28 protein-coding genes and 2 pseudogenes are annotated in these 16307 nt (G+C 35.0%); all 30 read left to right on the top strand.

Going from position 1 to position 16307, the window contains the following annotated elements; translation table 11 throughout:
• The first annotated feature begins 176 nt into the window (after window positions 1-176).
• Entirely contained in the window at window positions 177-557 is a 381-nt protein-coding gene (rpsL, locus tag AC3VI6_RS02100) for a 30S ribosomal protein S12 (RefSeq protein ID WP_028890722.1), read from the top strand.
• A gap of 31 nt (window positions 558-588) precedes the next feature.
• On the top strand, window positions 589-1065 hold the full coding sequence (rpsG, locus tag AC3VI6_RS02095; RefSeq protein ID WP_028890723.1) for a 30S ribosomal protein S7: 477 nt from the start codon (window positions 589-591) through the stop codon (window positions 1063-1065).
• Window positions 1066-1071: 6 nt separating this feature from the next.
• Window positions 1072-3190: pseudogene (gene fusA / locus AC3VI6_RS02090) on the top strand (elongation factor G).
• 5 nt (window positions 3191-3195) lie between these two features.
• Complete coding sequence (gene rpsJ / locus AC3VI6_RS02085; protein WP_024740605.1) at window positions 3196-3501, top strand: 30S ribosomal protein S10; 306 nt, start codon at window positions 3196-3198, stop codon at window positions 3499-3501.
• Window positions 3502-3789: 288 nt separating this feature from the next.
• Complete coding sequence (gene rplC, locus AC3VI6_RS02080; protein ID WP_497704982.1) at window positions 3790-4407, top strand: 50S ribosomal protein L3; 618 nt, start codon at window positions 3790-3792, stop codon at window positions 4405-4407.
• Window positions 4407-5035, top strand: a pseudogene (rplD, locus tag AC3VI6_RS02075) (50S ribosomal protein L4). Before rplC ends, rplD begins: the two are co-directional and overlap by 1 nt.
• A gap of 8 nt (window positions 5036-5043) precedes the next feature.
• Window positions 5044-5334, top strand: coding sequence for a 50S ribosomal protein L23 (rplW, locus tag AC3VI6_RS02070; RefSeq protein ID WP_274635083.1), 291 nt, complete (start codon window positions 5044-5046; stop codon window positions 5332-5334).
• Window positions 5335-5345: 11 nt separating this feature from the next.
• Window positions 5346-6170 (top strand): 50S ribosomal protein L2, encoded by an 825-nt coding sequence (rplB, locus tag AC3VI6_RS02065; protein ID WP_028890728.1) that lies wholly within the window; start codon window positions 5346-5348, stop codon window positions 6168-6170.
• A gap of 6 nt (window positions 6171-6176) precedes the next feature.
• Window positions 6177-6455, top strand: a complete 279-nt coding sequence (rpsS, locus tag AC3VI6_RS02060; protein WP_028890729.1) for a 30S ribosomal protein S19 — start codon at window positions 6177-6179, stop codon at window positions 6453-6455.
• A gap of 9 nt (window positions 6456-6464) precedes the next feature.
• Window positions 6465-6869: a 50S ribosomal protein L22 gene (rplV, locus tag AC3VI6_RS02055; RefSeq protein ID WP_028890730.1), complete on the top strand. Its 405-nt coding sequence runs from the start codon at window positions 6465-6467 to the stop codon at window positions 6867-6869.
• Window positions 6870-6880: 11 nt separating this feature from the next.
• Entirely contained in the window at window positions 6881-7603 is a 723-nt protein-coding gene (rpsC, locus tag AC3VI6_RS02050) for a 30S ribosomal protein S3 (protein WP_028890731.1), read from the top strand.
• A 19-nt stretch (window positions 7604-7622) separates the two neighbouring features.
• A complete protein-coding gene (gene rplP, locus AC3VI6_RS02045) occupies window positions 7623-8054 on the top strand; it encodes a 50S ribosomal protein L16 (protein WP_028890732.1) in 432 nt (143 codons plus the stop codon).
• Window positions 8055-8067: 13 nt separating this feature from the next.
• A complete protein-coding gene (rpmC, locus tag AC3VI6_RS02040; protein WP_028890733.1) occupies window positions 8068-8259 on the top strand; it encodes a 50S ribosomal protein L29 in 192 nt (63 codons plus the stop codon).
• Window positions 8260-8277: 18 nt separating this feature from the next.
• Window positions 8278-8535, top strand: a complete 258-nt coding sequence (gene rpsQ / locus AC3VI6_RS02035) for a 30S ribosomal protein S17 (protein WP_028890734.1) — start codon at window positions 8278-8280, stop codon at window positions 8533-8535.
• Window position 8536: 1 nt separating this feature from the next.
• On the top strand, window positions 8537-8905 hold the full coding sequence (gene rplN / locus AC3VI6_RS02030) for a 50S ribosomal protein L14 (protein ID WP_028890735.1): 369 nt from the start codon (window positions 8537-8539) through the stop codon (window positions 8903-8905).
• Between the two features lie 14 nt (window positions 8906-8919).
• Complete coding sequence (gene rplX / locus AC3VI6_RS02025) at window positions 8920-9228, top strand: 50S ribosomal protein L24 (RefSeq protein WP_028890736.1); 309 nt, start codon at window positions 8920-8922, stop codon at window positions 9226-9228.
• A 2-nt stretch (window positions 9229-9230) separates the two neighbouring features.
• Complete coding sequence (gene rplE, locus AC3VI6_RS02020) at window positions 9231-9782, top strand: 50S ribosomal protein L5 (protein ID WP_497704981.1); 552 nt, start codon at window positions 9231-9233, stop codon at window positions 9780-9782.
• Between the two features lie 4 nt (window positions 9783-9786).
• Complete coding sequence (rpsN, locus tag AC3VI6_RS02015; protein ID WP_028890738.1) at window positions 9787-10056, top strand: 30S ribosomal protein S14; 270 nt, start codon at window positions 9787-9789, stop codon at window positions 10054-10056.
• Between the two features lie 385 nt (window positions 10057-10441).
• Window positions 10442-10840, top strand: a complete 399-nt coding sequence (gene rpsH, locus AC3VI6_RS02010; RefSeq protein ID WP_028890739.1) for a 30S ribosomal protein S8 — start codon at window positions 10442-10444, stop codon at window positions 10838-10840.
• 15 nt (window positions 10841-10855) lie between these two features.
• Window positions 10856-11401: a 50S ribosomal protein L6 gene (rplF, locus tag AC3VI6_RS02005; RefSeq protein WP_274635084.1), complete on the top strand. Its 546-nt coding sequence runs from the start codon at window positions 10856-10858 to the stop codon at window positions 11399-11401.
• A gap of 19 nt (window positions 11402-11420) precedes the next feature.
• Entirely contained in the window at window positions 11421-11771 is a 351-nt protein-coding gene (gene rplR / locus AC3VI6_RS02000) for a 50S ribosomal protein L18 (RefSeq protein ID WP_047789824.1), read from the top strand.
• An 11-nt stretch (window positions 11772-11782) separates the two neighbouring features.
• Entirely contained in the window at window positions 11783-12304 is a 522-nt protein-coding gene (rpsE, locus tag AC3VI6_RS01995; protein ID WP_028890742.1) for a 30S ribosomal protein S5, read from the top strand.
• Window positions 12305-12315: 11 nt separating this feature from the next.
• Window positions 12316-12498, top strand: a complete 183-nt coding sequence (gene rpmD / locus AC3VI6_RS01990) for a 50S ribosomal protein L30 (protein ID WP_274635086.1) — start codon at window positions 12316-12318, stop codon at window positions 12496-12498.
• Window positions 12499-12509: 11 nt separating this feature from the next.
• Window positions 12510-12962 (top strand): 50S ribosomal protein L15, encoded by a 453-nt coding sequence (rplO, locus tag AC3VI6_RS01985; protein WP_028890744.1) that lies wholly within the window; start codon window positions 12510-12512, stop codon window positions 12960-12962.
• A gap of 12 nt (window positions 12963-12974) precedes the next feature.
• A complete protein-coding gene (secY, locus tag AC3VI6_RS01980) occupies window positions 12975-14294 on the top strand; it encodes a preprotein translocase subunit SecY (RefSeq protein WP_028890745.1) in 1320 nt (439 codons plus the stop codon).
• 1 nt (window position 14295) lies between these two features.
• A complete protein-coding gene (gene infA, locus AC3VI6_RS01975; protein WP_004568721.1) occupies window positions 14296-14511 on the top strand; it encodes a translation initiation factor IF-1 in 216 nt (71 codons plus the stop codon).
• 12 nt (window positions 14512-14523) lie between these two features.
• The gene (gene ykgO / locus AC3VI6_RS01970; RefSeq protein ID WP_010181906.1) at window positions 14524-14640 is read left to right on the top strand and encodes a type B 50S ribosomal protein L36; all 117 of its coding nucleotides are present in this window, start codon (window positions 14524-14526) and stop codon (window positions 14638-14640) included.
• Between the two features lie 106 nt (window positions 14641-14746).
• Window positions 14747-15112 carry a 30S ribosomal protein S13 gene (gene rpsM / locus AC3VI6_RS01965; protein ID WP_497704980.1) on the top strand — a complete coding sequence of 122 codons (366 nt, stop codon included), beginning with the start codon at window positions 14747-14749 and terminating at the stop codon, window positions 15110-15112.
• A gap of 33 nt (window positions 15113-15145) precedes the next feature.
• A complete protein-coding gene (gene rpsK / locus AC3VI6_RS01960) occupies window positions 15146-15532 on the top strand; it encodes a 30S ribosomal protein S11 (protein ID WP_028890747.1) in 387 nt (128 codons plus the stop codon).
• 133 nt (window positions 15533-15665) lie between these two features.
• Entirely contained in the window at window positions 15666-16271 is a 606-nt protein-coding gene (gene rpsD / locus AC3VI6_RS01955; RefSeq protein WP_435255322.1) for a 30S ribosomal protein S4, read from the top strand.
• Window positions 16272-16307: the final 36 nt, after the last annotated feature.

Below are 16307 nucleotides of genomic sequence, written 5' to 3'. Positions count from 1 at the left end.
TGTTGGTTGGTTTTGGTTATTGTTTTGATGGATGGGGTAGGTGTTTTAATGTGTAGGAGTGTGTTTTGGTAAAAATAACTTCTTGATATTTGATTAATTAGAAAATAGTCGTACATTTGCGCACTCTTAAAATTAGAGTAATTTAAGTACAAATTAAAAATAAGTAATAATTTAGTATGCCAACTATTCAACAATTAGTTCGTAAAGGAAGAGCCAAAATAACTAAGAAGAGTAAATCGGCTGCTTTACAAGCATGTCCACAAAGACGTGGAGTTTGTACGCGTGTGTATACCACAACACCTAAGAAACCTAACTCAGCAATGCGTAAGGTAGCAAGGGTTCGTTTAACAAATGGTAACGAAATCAACGCGTATATTCCAGGTGAGGGGCACAACTTGCAAGAGCACTCGATAGTATTAGTTAGAGGTGGAAGGGTAAAAGATTTACCAGGTGTTAAATATCACGTGGTACGTGGAGCATTAGATACTGCAGGAGTTGAGGGTAGAACCCAACGTAGATCTAAGTACGGTGCAAAACGCCCTAAAGACAAAAAGTAAAAATAATTAGTAACTTTTTTAATGTAAAGACATGAGGAAAAGAAGAGCTAAAAAAAGAGTTTTGTTACCGGATCCAAGATTTAACGATCAATTAGTTACACGTTTTGTGAATAACTTAATGTGGGACGGTAAAAAATCTGTAGCGTTCAAAGTGTTTTACGATGCAATGGATATCGTAAACGAAAAGAAAACTGACGAAGAAAAGTCGGCTTTAGAAGTGTGGAAAGATGGTTTATCTAACGTGATGCCTCACGTAGAAGTGCGTTCTCGCCGTGTAGGTGGAGCTACATTCCAAATTCCAATGCAAATTCGTCCAGACCGTAAGGTGTCTATGGCGATTAAATGGATGATTTCTTATGCGCGTAAGCGTAATGAAAAAACAATGGCACAACGTTTAGCTGCTGAGATTTTAGCTGCAGCTAAAGAAGAAGGTGCTGCTGTTAAGAAAAGAGTAGATACTCATAAGATGGCTGAAGCTAATAAAGCATTCTCACACTTTAGATTTTAATAAGAAATGGCAAGAGATTTAAAATATACAAGAAATATCGGTATTGCTGCTCATATTGATGCTGGTAAAACAACAACAACTGAGCGTATCCTTTTCTATACAGGGGTGTCTCACAAAATTGGAGAAGTTCACGATGGTGCTTCTACAATGGACTGGATGGAACAAGAAGCTGAAAGAGGTATTACTATTACTTCTGCAGCTACAACTTGTACATGGCAATTCCCAACAGAAAATGGAAAGCCTACCGCTGATGCTAAAGGATACCATTTTAATATTATTGATACTCCAGGTCACGTTGACTTTACCGTAGAGGTAAACCGTTCATTACGTGTATTAGACGGTTTAGTGTTCTTATTCTCTGCAGTAGACGGAGTAGAGCCACAATCTGAAACTAACTGGAGATTAGCTGATAACTATAAAGTACCTCGTATCGGTTTCGTTAACAAAATGGACCGTCAAGGAGCAAACTTTTTAGCAGTTTGTCAGCAAGTAAAAGACATGTTAAAATCTAACGCAGTGCCAATCGTATTAAACATTGGTGATGAAGCAGATTTTAAAGGAATTGTTGATTTAGTTAAGAACCGTGCTATTGTATGGCATGATGAAAATCACGGATCAACTTTTGATGTTGTTGATATTCCAGAAGATTTAAAAGAAGAAGCTCGTGAGTTACGTGGTAAGTTAATCGAAGAGGTTGCTGCTTATGACGAAAACTTATTAGAGAAATACATGGAAGATGAAGATTCTATTACAGAAGAAGAAGTGCATGCTGCATTAAGAGCTGCTGTAATGGATATGTCTATCATTCCTATGGTATGTGGATCTTCATTCAAGAATAAAGGTGTTCAGTTCTTATTAGATGCTGTATGTCGTTATTTACCTTCTCCAGTAGATAGAGAAAATATCATCGGTACTAACCCTGATACAGGAGAAGAAGAAACACGTAAGCCAGATGCAAAAGCACCATTTTCAGCTTTAGCATTTAAAATTGCTACCGATCCTTTCGTAGGTCGTTTAGCATTCTTCCGTGCATATTCTGGTCATTTAGATGCAGGTTCATATGTGTTAAATAACCGTTCAGGTAAAAAAGAACGTATTTCTCGTATTTACCAAATGCACTCTAACAAGCAAAATGCAATCGAATTTATCGAAGCTGGAGATATTGGAGCTGCTGTAGGGTTTAAAGATATTAAAACAGGGGATACGTTATCTGACGAAAAACACCCAATCGTTTTAGAATCTATGGATTTCCCAGATCCAGTAATCGGTATCGCTGTTGAGCCTAAAACTAAGGCTGATGTAGATAAATTAGGTATGTCTTTAGCTAAATTAGCTGAAGAGGATCCAACATTTACTGTAAAAACAGATGAAGCTTCAGGGCAAACTGTAATTTCAGGAATGGGTGAGTTACACTTAGATATTATTGTAGACCGTTTAAAACGTGAGTTTAAGGTTGAAGTAAATCAAGGACAACCACAAGTAGAGTACAAAGAAGCTATTACTGCATCTGCAGAACACAGAGAGGTTTATAAGAAACAATCTGGTGGACGTGGTAAGTTTGCTGATATAGTATTCAAAATGGAGCCAGCTGAAGAAGGTAAGCAAGGTTTAGAGTTCGAATCTATCATTAAAGGTGGTAACGTTCCTAAAGAATTTGTTCCTTCAGTAGAAAAAGGATTCAAAGAAGCAATGAAGAATGGTTCAGTTGGCAGGATACGAAATGGATGCACTGAAAGTTACATTAATAGACGGTTCATTCCACCCTGTAGATTCTGATCAATTATCATTCGAATTAGCTGCTAAAATGGGTTACAAAGCTGCTGCAAAAGCTGCAAGAGCTGTAATCATGGAGCCAATGATGAAGTTAGAAGTGTTAACTCCAGAAGAAAACATGGGTGACATCGTTGGAGATTTAAATAGAAGACGTGGACAAGTTAATGATATGAGCGACCGTGCTGGATCTAAAGTAGTAAAAGCTATCGTTCCATTATCAGAAATGTTTGGATATGTTACTTCATTAAGAACATTATCTTCAGGTAGAGCAACTTCTACTATGGAATTCTCTCACTATGCAGAAACTCCTAGTAACATTGCAGAAGAAGTAATCGCTAACGCTAAAGGTTAATTAAGATGAGTCAAAAAATTAGAATAAAGTTAAAATCTTACGATTATAATTTAGTAGACAAGTCTGCTGAAAAAATCGTAAAAACAGTAAAGAGTACTGGAGCTGTAGTAAACGGACCAATTCCTTTACCAACAAATAAAAAGATTTTTACAGTATTACGTTCACCACACGTAAACAAAAAATCTAGAGAGCAATTTCAATTATCTGCTTACAAAAGATTATTAGACATCTATAGTTCTTCTTCAAAAACTATTGATGCTTTAATGAAACTTGAGTTACCAAGTGGAGTTGAAGTTGAGATTAAAGTATAAGTAAATCAATAACTTTCGGTTTAATTTTGTTAAGCCGAAAGTTTTTTATACTTTTGCACACCGAAATTTAGGTTTCGGCGTGTAAATATTTCTGTAAAGTATACAGAAATGACATGTCCTGAGGGTTTCGCGAAGGAAAAATGGTAAAAACAAATTCAGAGTGAAGGTGTTTTTCGCTCTTTTTTTTTGAAAAATTCAAAGGAAAAAATAGAAACATTAGTTTCAAATAATCATTTATTAATAGACGCGCTGGATAAAATATGTCTATTCGTCTGAAAATTAACAAATATGTCTGGGTTAATAGGAAGAAAAATTGGAATGACCAGCTTATTCGACGAGAACGGGAAGAATATTCCTTGTACTGTAATCGAAGCAGGTCCTTGCGTTGTTACCCAAGTCAGAACCGAAGAGGTTGACGGCTATAACGCTTTACAACTTGGTTTCGATGACAAAAAAGCAAAAAGCTCTAATAAAGCTTTAGATGGTCACTTTAAAAAAGCTGGTACATCTGCTAAGAAAAAAGTTGTTGAATTCCAAGAGTTCGAAGGTGAGTACAAATTAGGTGACTCAATTACTGTTGAATTATTTGCTGAAGGAGAATTCGTTGATGTATCAGGAATTTCTAAAGGTAAAGGTTTTCAAGGTGTTGTTAAACGTCATGGTTTTGGCGGAGTTGGACAAGCAACTCACGGTCAACATAACCGTTTAAGAGCTCCTGGTTCAATTGGTGCAGCATCATACCCTGCAAGAGTATTCAAAGGAATGCGTATGGCAGGTCGTATGGGTGGAGACAAAGTAAAAGTTCAAAATTTAAGAGTTTTAAAAGTGGTTGCAGATAAGAATCTTATCGTAGTAAAAGGAGCTATTCCTGGTCACAAAAACTCTTATGTAACTATCGAGAAATAATGAAAGTAGCAGTATTAGATATTACAGGAAAAGATACTGGTAGAAAAGTTGAACTTTCTAACGAGGTATTCGGAATTGAGCCAAATGATCACGCAATTTATTTAGATGTAAAGCAGTATTTGGCTAATCAAAGACAAGGTACTCATAAATCGAAAGAAAGAGCTGAGATTGCTGGTAGTACAAGAAAGATTAAAAAACAAAAAGGAACAGGTACAGCTCGTGCGGGTAGTATCAAGTCTCCAGTTTTTAGAGGTGGTGGGCGTATTTTGGCTGAAGACCAAGAAACTACTCTTTTAAATTGAATAAAAACTTAAAGCGTTTAGCACGTAAGTCAGCTTTAAGTATTCAAGCAAAAGAAAACAATTTAGTTGTAATTGAAGACTTCAATTTTGAAGCTCCAAAAACTAAAGAGTTTATCAATGTATTAAAAGCTTTAGAATTAGACGCTAAAAAGTCTTTATTTGTATTAGGTGAAGAAAGTAAAAACGTTTACTTATCATCTCGTAACTTAAAAGGTTCTAAAGTAGTAGATGCTTCAGGAATTAACACGTATAGCGTTTTAAATGCTAACAAAGTTGTTATCGCTGAGAGCTCTCTAGAAGGAATTGAGTCTAATTTAAGTAAATAGGGAAGAAAATGAGTATTTTAATTAAACCTATTATTACAGAAAAAGCTACAAATGATAGCGAGTTAAACAACCGTTATACATTTGTTGTAAACAAAAAAGCTAACAAATTAGAAATCAAAGGAGCTGTTGAGGCTGCTTATGGTGTAGCGATAGAGTCTGTAAAAACTATGAACTATCCAGCATTAAGAAAAACTAAATACACTAAGAAAGGTTTAGTTTCTGGATTAACAAGTGGATACAAGAAAGCAATCGTTCAGTTAGCTGAAGGAGAAACTATTGATTTTTATAACAATCTTTAAGAAAAGACAGAATGTCAGTTAGAAAATTAAAACCAATAACACCAGGTCAGCGTTTTAGAGTTGTAAATGGGTTCGACACCATTACTACTGATAAGCCGGAGAAATCTTTATTAGCTCCGAAAAAACGATCTGGAGGTCGAAACAATCAGGGTAGAATGACTACACGTAACATCGGTGGAGGTCATAAACAAAAATACCGTATTATCGATTTTAAAAGAGATAAGCAAGGTGTTCCTGCAACAGTAAAAACTATCGAGTACGATCCAAACCGTACTGCATTTATTGCATTAGTTAGTTATGCTGATGGTGAAAAACGTTATGTAATTGCACAAAACGGTTTAAAAGTAGGTCAAACAATCGTATCAGGAAAAGAAGCTACGCCAGAAGTTGGTAACGCTATGTTCTTAAGCGATATTCCATTAGGTACTACAATTTCTTGTATTGAGTTACACCCAGGACAAGGAGCTGTTATGGCTCGTTCAGCTGGTTCATTTGCTCAATTAATGGCAAGAGATGGTAAGTATGCAACAGTAAAGTTACCTTCAGGTGAAACAAGATTAATCTTATTAACTTGTATGGCAACTATCGGAGTTGTGTCTAACTCAGACCACCAATTATTAGTATCTGGTAAAGCAGGTAGAAGTAGATGGTTAGGTAGAAGACCAAGAACGAATGCTGTTCGTATGAACCCAGTTGATCACCCAATGGGTGGTGGTGAAGGACGTTCTTCTGGAGGACATCCAAGATCTAGAAACGGTATCCCAGCTAAAGGATTCAAGACAAGATCTAAGACCAAAGCTAGTAACAAGTATATTATAGAACGTAGAAAGAAATAATAAACCATGGCAAGATCATTAAAAAAAGGACCTTACGTTCACTATAAGTTAGAGAAAAAAGTGTTAGCTAACGTAGAAGCAGGAAGTAAATCAGTTATCAAAACTTGGTCTAGAGCAAGTATGATTACTCCAGATTTCGTAGGGCAAACAATTGCAGTTCACAACGGACGTCAGTTTGTACCAGTTTACGTTACTGAAAACATGGTAGGTCATAAATTAGGCGAATTTTCACCAACACGTTCTTTTAGAGGGCACGCTGGTGCAAAAAATAAAGGTAAAAAATAGTAGGAAATTATGGGAAGTCGTAAACATAACATGGCAACACAGTTAAAAGAAGCTAGAAAGTCTAGAGCTTTTGCTAAATTAACTAATTGTCCTACATCACCAAGAAAAATGCGCTTGGTAGCAGATTTAGTAAGAGGAGTAGAAGTTGAAAAAGCTTTACAAATCTTAAAATTCAGTCCAAAAGAAGCATCACGTAACTTAGAAAAGTTATTGTTATCAGCTATCGCTAACTGGCAAGCTAAAAACGAAGATGCTAGCATCGAAGATGCAGGATTATATGTAAAATCAATTTGTGTTGATAGCGCAGGTATGTTAAAAAGGTTAAGACCAGCTCCACAAGGGCGTGCACACAGAATTCGTAAGCGTTCTAATCACGTAACTTTAGAGTTAGGAACTAAAAATAACAGTAATTAATCAAAGTAGAAATGGGACAAAAGACAAATCCAATAGGAAATCGTTTAGGAATTATCAGAGGATGGGAATCTAACTGGTATGGTGGAAATGACTACGGAGATAAGATTGCTGAAGATGATAAAATCAGAAAGTATATCAACGCTCGTTTATCAAAAGCAAGTGTTTCTCGTATTATTATTGAGCGTACTTTAAAACTTGTAACCGTTACTATCACTACTGCACGTCCAGGTATCATCATTGGTAAAGGAGGTCAAGAGGTAGACAAGTTAAAAGAAGAACTTAAGAAGATTACAGGAAAAGAAGTTCAAATTAACATTTTCGAAATTAAGCGTCCAGAATTAGATGCAAACTTAGTTGCAGCTAGTATCGCACGTCAAATCGAAAACAGAATTTCTTACAAGCGAGCTACAAAGATGGCGATTGCTGCTGCAATGAGAATGAATGCAGAAGGAATTAAAGTGCAATTATCAGGTCGTTTAAACGGAGCTGAAATGGCACGTTCTGAGCATTACAAAGAAGGAAGAATTCCTCTTTCTACCTTCAGAGCAGACATCGATTATGCACTTGTTGAAGCACATACTACATACGGAAGAATCGGTGTGAAAGTATGGATTATGAAAGGTGAGGTTTATGGAAAACGTGAATTATCTCCATTAGTAGGATTATCTAAACAAAAAGGTAACTCTAACAAAGGTGGTGGTAATGCAAAACGTCAACCTCGCAGAAGAAAATAATTTTTAAAAGAAATTAAAAATGTTACAGCCAAAAAGAGTAAAATACCGTAAGGTACAGAAGGCGAAAGGAAATATGAAAGGTAACTCTGGTAGAGGTACTCAACTTTCTAACGGAATGTTTGGTATCAAATCATTAGACCAGAACTTACTTACCTCTCGTCAAATTGAGGCAGCTCGTATTGCGGCAACTCGTTATATGAAAAGAGAGGGGCAACTTTGGATTAAAATTTTCCCAGACAAACCTATCACTAAGAAACCATTAGAGGTACGTATGGGTAAAGGTAAAGGTGCACCTGATCATTTTGTTGCTGTTATTAAACCAGGTAGAATTTTGTTTGAAGTTGGTGGAGTACCAATGGAAGTAGCAAAAGAAGCTTTACGTTTAGCAGCTCAAAAACTTCCTGTAAAAACGAAGTTTGTAATAGCAAGAGATTTTGATTATAACGCTTAATTCTATTTAGATCATGAAACAATCAGAAATTAAAGAATTATCAACAGCTGACTTACAAGAAAAGCTTGGAGCGTTGAAGAAAAATTATACTGATCTTAAGATGGCTCACGCCATAACTCCATTGGAAAACCCATTAGAGTTACGTAGCTTAAGAAAAACTGTGGCAAGAATTGCTACAGAGTTAACTAAAAGAGAATTACAATAATTCTAGTCAGTTTTAAAGATGGAAAAAAGAAATCTTAGAAAAGAGAGAATCGGTGTAGTATCTAGCAACAAAATGGAGAAATCTATCGTAGTTAGCGAGGTAAAAAGAGTAAAGCACCCAATGTACGGAAAGTTCGTATTAAAGACTAAGAAGTACGTTGCACATGACGAGAATAACGATTGCAACGAAGGTGATACTGTAAGGATCATGGAAACACGTCCTATGAGTAAATCTAAGCGTTGGAGATTAGTAGAAATCCTAGAAAGAGCTAAATAATATGTTACAGACAGAATCAAGATTAAAAGTCGCAGATAACACTGGAGCAAAAGAAGTTTTAGTGATTAGAGTTTTAGGAGGAACAAAAAAGCGTTACGCTAGCGTTGGAGACAAAATCGTTGTTACGGTAAAATCTGCAACTCCAAACGGAACTGTAAAGAAAGGTCAAGTATCTCGTGCAGTTGTTGTTCGTACTAAGAAGGAAGTTAGACGTAAAGACGGATCATACATCAGATTTGACGATAATGCTTGTGTACTTTTAAATCCTTCAGAGGAAATGAGAGGAACACGTGTATTCGGTCCTGTGGCTCGTGAATTACGTGAGAAACAATTTATGAAAATAGTATCATTAGCACCTGAGGTGTTATAAAATCAGATTTTAAAATGAAAAAATTTAAAATTAAATCAGGAGATACTGTTAAAGTTATAGCAGGAGATCACAAAGGATCTGAAGGTAAAGTTTTACAAATCATCAAAGATAAGGATAGAGTTGTAGTAGAAGGTGTAAACATGGTGTCTAAACACACTAAACCTTCAGCAGCTAATCCACAAGGAGGAATTGTAAAAAAGGAAGCTCCATTACATATATCAAACGTTGCTTTAGTTGAAAACGGTGAAGCAGTAAGAGTTGGTTACAAAGTAGAAGGAGATAAGAAAGTAAGAGTATCAAAAAAATCAGATAAAGCAATATAACCATGAGTTACGTACCAAGATTAAAAGAAGAGTACAAGAGCAGAGTTATCAAAACTCTTACTGATGAATTTGGTTATAGCAATGTAATGCAAGTACCTAAATTACAAAAAATCGTTGTAAGTAAAGGTGTTGGTGCAGCTATAGCAGATAAGAAATTAATAGAATATGCTATTGATGAGTTAACTACAATTACAGGTCAAAAAGCAGTATCTACAATTTCTAAGAAAGACGTTGCAAACTTCAAATTACGTAAAGGAATGCCAATTGGTGCAAAAGTTACGTTAAGAGGTGATAAAATGTACGAGTTTTTAGATAGATTAGTTACAGCTTCTTTACCACGTGTAAGAGACTTTAACGGAATCAAAGCAAACGGTTTTGATGGTAGAGGTAACTACAACTTAGGTATTACTGAACAAATCATCTATCCAGAGATTAATATTGATCAAGTGAAAAAAATTAGTGGTATGGATATTACTTTTGTAACATCTGCTAACACTGATAAAGAAGCTAAATCATTATTAGGAGAATTAGGATTACCATTTAAAAAGAATTAATAAGATGGCTAAAGAATCAATGAAAGCGCGTGAGCGCAAAAGAGCTAAAATGGTTGCTAAGTATGCTGAAAAGAGAAAAGCTTTAAAAGAAGCTGGAGACTACGAAGCATTACAAAAGTTACCAAAAAACGCATCACCAATTAGAATGCACAACCGTTGTAAGCTAACTGGACGTCCTAAAGGATATATGCGTCAGTTCGGAATTTCACGTGTTACTTTCCGTGAAATGGCTAACCAAGGATTAATTCCAGGAGTAAAAAAAGCAAGCTGGTAACAGCTCTTTACTATACAAGTAAAAGGTGTATAACGATAAAACGTTATGCACCTTTTTGTGTTTAAAAAGGTAGCTTTTTAGAGAATTATCACTCTATTTTAAAGGATAAAATTTAGTTTTTAAAGGCTGAAAAATCCGCAATAAATTAGTACTCAAAATGATAATTATTAAAATGGTTTGATTTTTAAAAAGTTTATGTATATTTGCACACTGTTTTTATAGGGTAAATTGTGCCTTGTAAGTAAATACTTGTAGCAAGTATAATACCTATGAGATTTTACCCAAAAACGAACTAAATAAATATTAACTGGTTTCAGGTTTAGTATCAGTAGTTTACCTCGGTAGAGTAAGGTTACTAAAAACCAAAACCGCAATTTAATTAACTATGTATACAGATCCAATCGCGGATTTTCTTACTCGTGTGAGAAATGCTATTGCAGCTAACCACAGAGTAGTTGAAGTTCCTGCTTCTAAATTGAAGAAGGAAATGACGAAAATTTTGTTCGATCAAGGTTACATTTTAAGTTATCAGTTCAATGACGATAAAGTACAAGGAACTATCAAGATAGCTTTAAAATACGATCGTGATACGAAAGAATCAGTAATCAGAAAGATTCAAAGAATTTCAACACCAGGTTTACGTAAGTACGTTGGCGCTAAAGAAATGCCAAGAGTACTAAACGGTTTAGGTATTGCTATTGTTTCTACATCTAAAGGTGTAATGACAAACAAAAAAGCAAGACAAGAAAACGTTGGTGGAGAGGTATTATGTTACGTTTACTAAAAAACATTTTGTAAGATGAGTAGAATAGGAAAAAATCCAATCGCATTGCCACAAGGTGTTGAAGTAAAAGTAGACGGAAACGTGGTAACAGTAAAAGGTAAATTAGGAGAGTTAACTCAAGAGTTATCTTCTGATATTACTGTGAAAGTAGAAGATGGTACAATCACTTTAGAAAGACCATCAGATAGTAAAGATCATAGAGCTGCACATGGTTTATACCGTGCTTTAATCAATAATATGGTTGAAGGTGTAAGCAAAGGATTTACTAAAGAGTTAGAGTTAGTAGGTGTTGGATATAGAGCATCTAACCAAGGACAAAAATTAGATTTAGCCTTAGGTTTCTCACATAACATTATTTTAGATTTAGCTCCAGAAGTTAAGGTTGAAACAGTATCTGAAAAAGGTAAGAATCCAATCGTAAAATTAACTTCACATGACAAGCAATTAGTTGGTCAAGTTGCAGCAAAAATTCGTTCTTTCCGTAAGCCAGAGCCTTACAAAGGAAAAGGAATTAAGTTTGTAGGAGAAGTATTAAGAAGAAAAGCAGGTAAATCTGCATAATAAATTAAGAGAAATTATTATGGCATTATCAAAGCTTGAAAGAAGACAACGAATTAAGCATAGAATTAGAAAAATAGTTACTGGTACCGCTGAAAAACCAAGATTATCAGTTTTTAGAAGTAACAAAGAAATCTATGCTCAGTTAATTGATGACGTTGCTGGTGTAACATTAGCATCTGCATCTTCAAGAGATAAAGAAATTACATCTAGTTCTAAAGCAGAAGCAGCTACAGCAGTAGGAAAAGCTATCGCTGAAAAAGCTGTAAAAGCTGGTGTTGATACTGTTGCTTTCGATCGTAACGGGTATTTATACCACGGTAGAGTTAAAGTATTAGCAGACGCTGCTAGAGAAGCTGGTTTAAAATTTTAAGAAATTATATTATGTTAGGATATAAAAACGTAGAAAGAGTAAAACCAAGCGGATTAGAGCTTGTAGATAAATTAGTAGGAGTACAACGTGTTACTAAAGTAACTAAAGGAGGTAGAGCATTTGGTTTCTCTGCTATCGTAGTAGTTGGTGATGGTAACGGTGTTGTAGGTCACGGATTAGGGAAGTCTAAAGATGTTTCTTCTGCTATTGCAAAAGCAGTAGAAGATGCAAAGAAAAACTTAGTGCGTATTCCTATTTTAGACGGAACATTACCACACGAGCAAAAAGGTAAATTTGGTGGAGCTAAAGTATTCATCAAGCCAGCTTCACACGGTACCGGGGTTATTGCCGGGGGTGCTGTACGTTTGGTATTAGAATCTGTTGGAATTAAAGACGTATTATCAAAGTCTCAAGGATCATCAAACCCTCATAACGTAGTAAAAGCTACTTTTGACGCTTTATTACAATTACGTAGCGCAGCAACTATTGCTAAGCAAAGAGGTATTTCTTTAGAGAAAGTTTTTAACGGTTAAAATTTAAGACGATGAGTAAAATTAGAGTTACACAAGTAAAAAGTCAAATCGGTCGCCTTAAAAATCAAAAAAGAACGTTAGAGGCGTTAGGTTTACGTAAAATGAACCAAACTGTAGAGCATGATGCAACAGCTACAATTTTGGGTATGGTAAATAAAGTTCAACACTTAGTTTCTGTAGAAGAAATTAAATAAGATAATAAAAGATGAGTTTACACAACTTAAAACCAGCAGCTGGAGCAACTAAGAACAAAGGGAAGCGTGTAGGACGTGGAGAAGGTTCTGGTAAAGCTACTACTGCAGGAAGAGGACACAAAGGAGCTAAATCTCGTTCTGGTTATTCTCGTAAAGTAGGATTTGAAGGAGGACAAATGCCACTTCAAAGACGTGTGCCTAAATTTGGATTCACTAACATTAACCGTAAAGAGTATGTTGGTGTGAATTTAGACAAGTTACAATCATTAGTAGATAACGGAAAGATAACAGATACAGTTAATTTAGATGTTTTAGTTGAAAACAGATTAGCTCGTAAAAACGACTTAGTAAAAATATTAGGTGGTGGAGAGTTAAAAGCTAAATTAAATATAACTGTACATAAGTATACAGCATCAGCAAAAGCAGCTATCGAAGCAGCAGGAGGTGAAGCAGTAACTTTATAATAATTGTAAATGATGAATTTTATAAATACTTTAAAAGACATTTGGAAGATAGAAGAGTTAAAGGAAAAATTACTTTTAACCTTAGGTTTAATTGCTGTTTACCGTTTTATGGCAGCAGTTCCATTACCAGGAATTGATCCAACTCAATTAACAGCATTAAAAGACAGTACTTCTGATGGACTTTTAGGTTTATTAAACGCATTTACAGGTGGGGCATTTGCTAGAGCGTCAGTAATGGCACTTGGTATAATGCCTTATATTTCTGCTTCTATTGTAGTACAGTTAATGGGTATCGCGGTACCTTATTTACAAAAGCTACAAAAAGATGGAGAAAGTGGACGTAAGAAGATTACGCAAATTACAAGATGGCTTACAATTGCTATAACCTTGTTTCAAGCACCTACTTATATTGGAGTTATCCAAAATCAAATGGGATTACCAGCTGAAGCATTTTTAGTAACAGGAGCAACATTTTGGGTATCATCTATTATTCTTTTAAGTGCAGGAACAATTTTTGCAATGTGGTTAGGAGAGCGTATTACTGATAAAGGAGTTGGTAATGGTATATCATTATTAATTACAGTAGGTATTATCGCAAACTTCCCAGCAGCATTTATTCAAGAATTAGTTTCTAAGCAAACTGCTGGAGCAGGAGGAATTATGATGATTTTAATCGAATTAATAGTTTGGTTTGTGGTAATCTTGTTAACCGTATTATTAGTTACCGCAGTACGCAAAGTTGCAGTTCAATATGCACGTCGTACAGCAGTTACAAACATTAAAGATGTTGATGGCGCAAGACAGTACATTCCATTAAAATTGAATGCAGCTGGTGTAATGCCAATTATCTTTGCTCAAGCAATTATGTTTTTACCAATTGCATTAGGGCAAAAATACCCAGCATTAAACAGTTTAACTGATATTAACGGTTTATGGTATAACGTTATATTTGCTTTATTAATTATTGTCTTTAGTTACTTTTATACAGCTATTACTATTCCAACGAATAAAATGGCAGAAGACTTAAAGAGAAGTAATGGTTTTGTTCCAGGGTATAAACCAGGTGAAGAAACAGCTAACTTTTTAGATTCAGTATTGTCAAAAATTACATTACCAGGATCAATCTTCTTAGCAGCTTTATCTATTTTACCAGCAATCATTGTAAAGTTTGGAGTTACTCAAAACTGGGCAATGTTTTACGGTGGAACTTCATTAATCATTATGGTAGGAGTTGCAATAGACACCATTCAGCAAATAAACTCGTATTTATTAAATAGTCGTTACGACGGTTTAATGAAAACAGGAAACAGTAACAGAAAATCATTAAAATAATATGGCTAAGCAATCAGCAATTCAACAAGACGGAACTATTACAGAAGCTTTATCAAACGCTATGTTCCGTGTAGAATTAGAAAACGGACATATTGTTACGGCGCACATTTCAGGAAAAATGCGTATGCATTATATAAAGTTATTACCAGGAGACAAGGTAAAATTAGAAATGAGCCCGTATGATTTATCAAAGGCAAGAATTACTTACAGATATTAAAAACACACACTGATGAAAGTAAGAGCATCATTAAAGAAAAGAAGTGCTGACTGCAAAATTGTACGCAGAAAAGGCCGTTTATACGTAATTAACAAAAAGAATCCTAGATTTAAACAAAGACAAGGATAATAAATAAGACACTAGTCATTAGTAATTAGTAGTTAGATGAATCTGCTTGAAATAGAAATGTTTAGGATTCTAACAACTAAAAGCTAACAGCTAAAAACTAAATTATATGGCAAGAATCGCAGGTATAGATATTCCAAAGAATAAAAGAGGTGTTATCGCTTTAACATATATCTTTGGTGTAGGAAGAAGCAGAGCTAAAGAGATTTTAACAGCTGCTAACATAGACGAAAGCATCAAAGTTCAAGATTGGACTGATGATCAAATTGCAGCAATTCGTGAGCAAGTAGGAACTTACACTATTGAAGGTGAGTTACGTTCTGAAGTTCAATTAAACATTAAACGTTTAATGGACATCGGATGTCAAAGAGGTATTCGTCACAGACTTGGTTTACCATTAAGAGGACAAAGAACGAAGAATAACTCTCGTACAAGAAAAGGTAAGAGAAAAACTGTAGCTAACAAGAAAAAATAATCATTGATTATTTTTTACTAATAGTAAAGAATTATGGCAAAGTCTAAAGTAACAAAAAAACGTAAAGTTATAATTGAATCAGTTGGTGAAGCTCACGTAACTGCATCATTTAACAATATTATTATTTCTTTAACAAACAAAAAAGGTGATGTAATTTCTTGGTCATCTGCAGGTAAAATGGGCTTCAGAGGTTCTAAAAAGAACACTCCTTACGCAGCTCAATTAGCAGCAGAAGATTGTGCAGAAGTTGCAAAAGAAGCTGGTTTACGCAAAGTAAAAGTGTATGTTAAAGGACCAGGTAACGGTAGAGAATCTGCAATCAGATCTATCCACAATGCTGGTATCGAAGTAACTGAAATCATCGATGTTACTCCAATTCCACACAACGGATGTCGTCCACCTAAAAGAAGAAGAGTATAAGTTGAAGTAATTCAACTTATACTTTATTTAGTGTACCTTTGTACACAAAAATTAAGTATTTTAACAACAGTAGGATTAAAAGATTATCGAAGGAGTACGCCTTAATTCATAATCCCTACTAAATTAATTAGAAATGGCAAGATATACAGGACCAAAAACTAAGATTGCTCGTAAGTTTGGCGAGGCAATTTTCGGAGATGACAAAAACTTCGAAAAAAGAAATTACCCTCCAGGGCAACACGGAATTTCTAAACGTAGAGGTAAAAAATCGGAATATGCTATCCAGTTAATGGAAAAGCAAAAAGCTAAATATACCTATGGTATTTTAGAGCGTCAATTCCGTAACATATTTAAGAAAGCACAAGCATCAGGAGGAATTACTGGTGAGGTGTTATTACAATTATGTGAGTCTCGTTTAGATAACGTTGTTTACCGTTTAGGTATCGCAACTTCACGTAGAGCAGCTCGTCAATTAGTATCTCACCGTCACATTACAGTAAACGGTGAAATCGTAAACATTCCTTCTTACAGATTACAAGCAGGAGATGTTGTTGCAGTAAGAGAAAAATCTAAATCATTAGAAGCTATCGAAAATGCATTAGCAGCTAACAGCGCAGTTTACGAGTGGTTAACTTGGAATGCTGATTTGAAATCAGGAACTTTTGTAAAAGCTCCAGAAAGATTACAAATTCCAGAGAACATTAAAGAGCAATTAATCGTAGAATTGTACTCTAAGTAATAAATTAATTATATTGGTATTCAGCCAAAGGGTTTA

The sequence above is a fragment of the Tenacibaculum sp. TB-56 genome, assembly GCF_059716275.2.
Note: the sequence above shows the minus strand (reverse complement) of the source record. Positions and strands in the feature narration are given on the sequence as shown.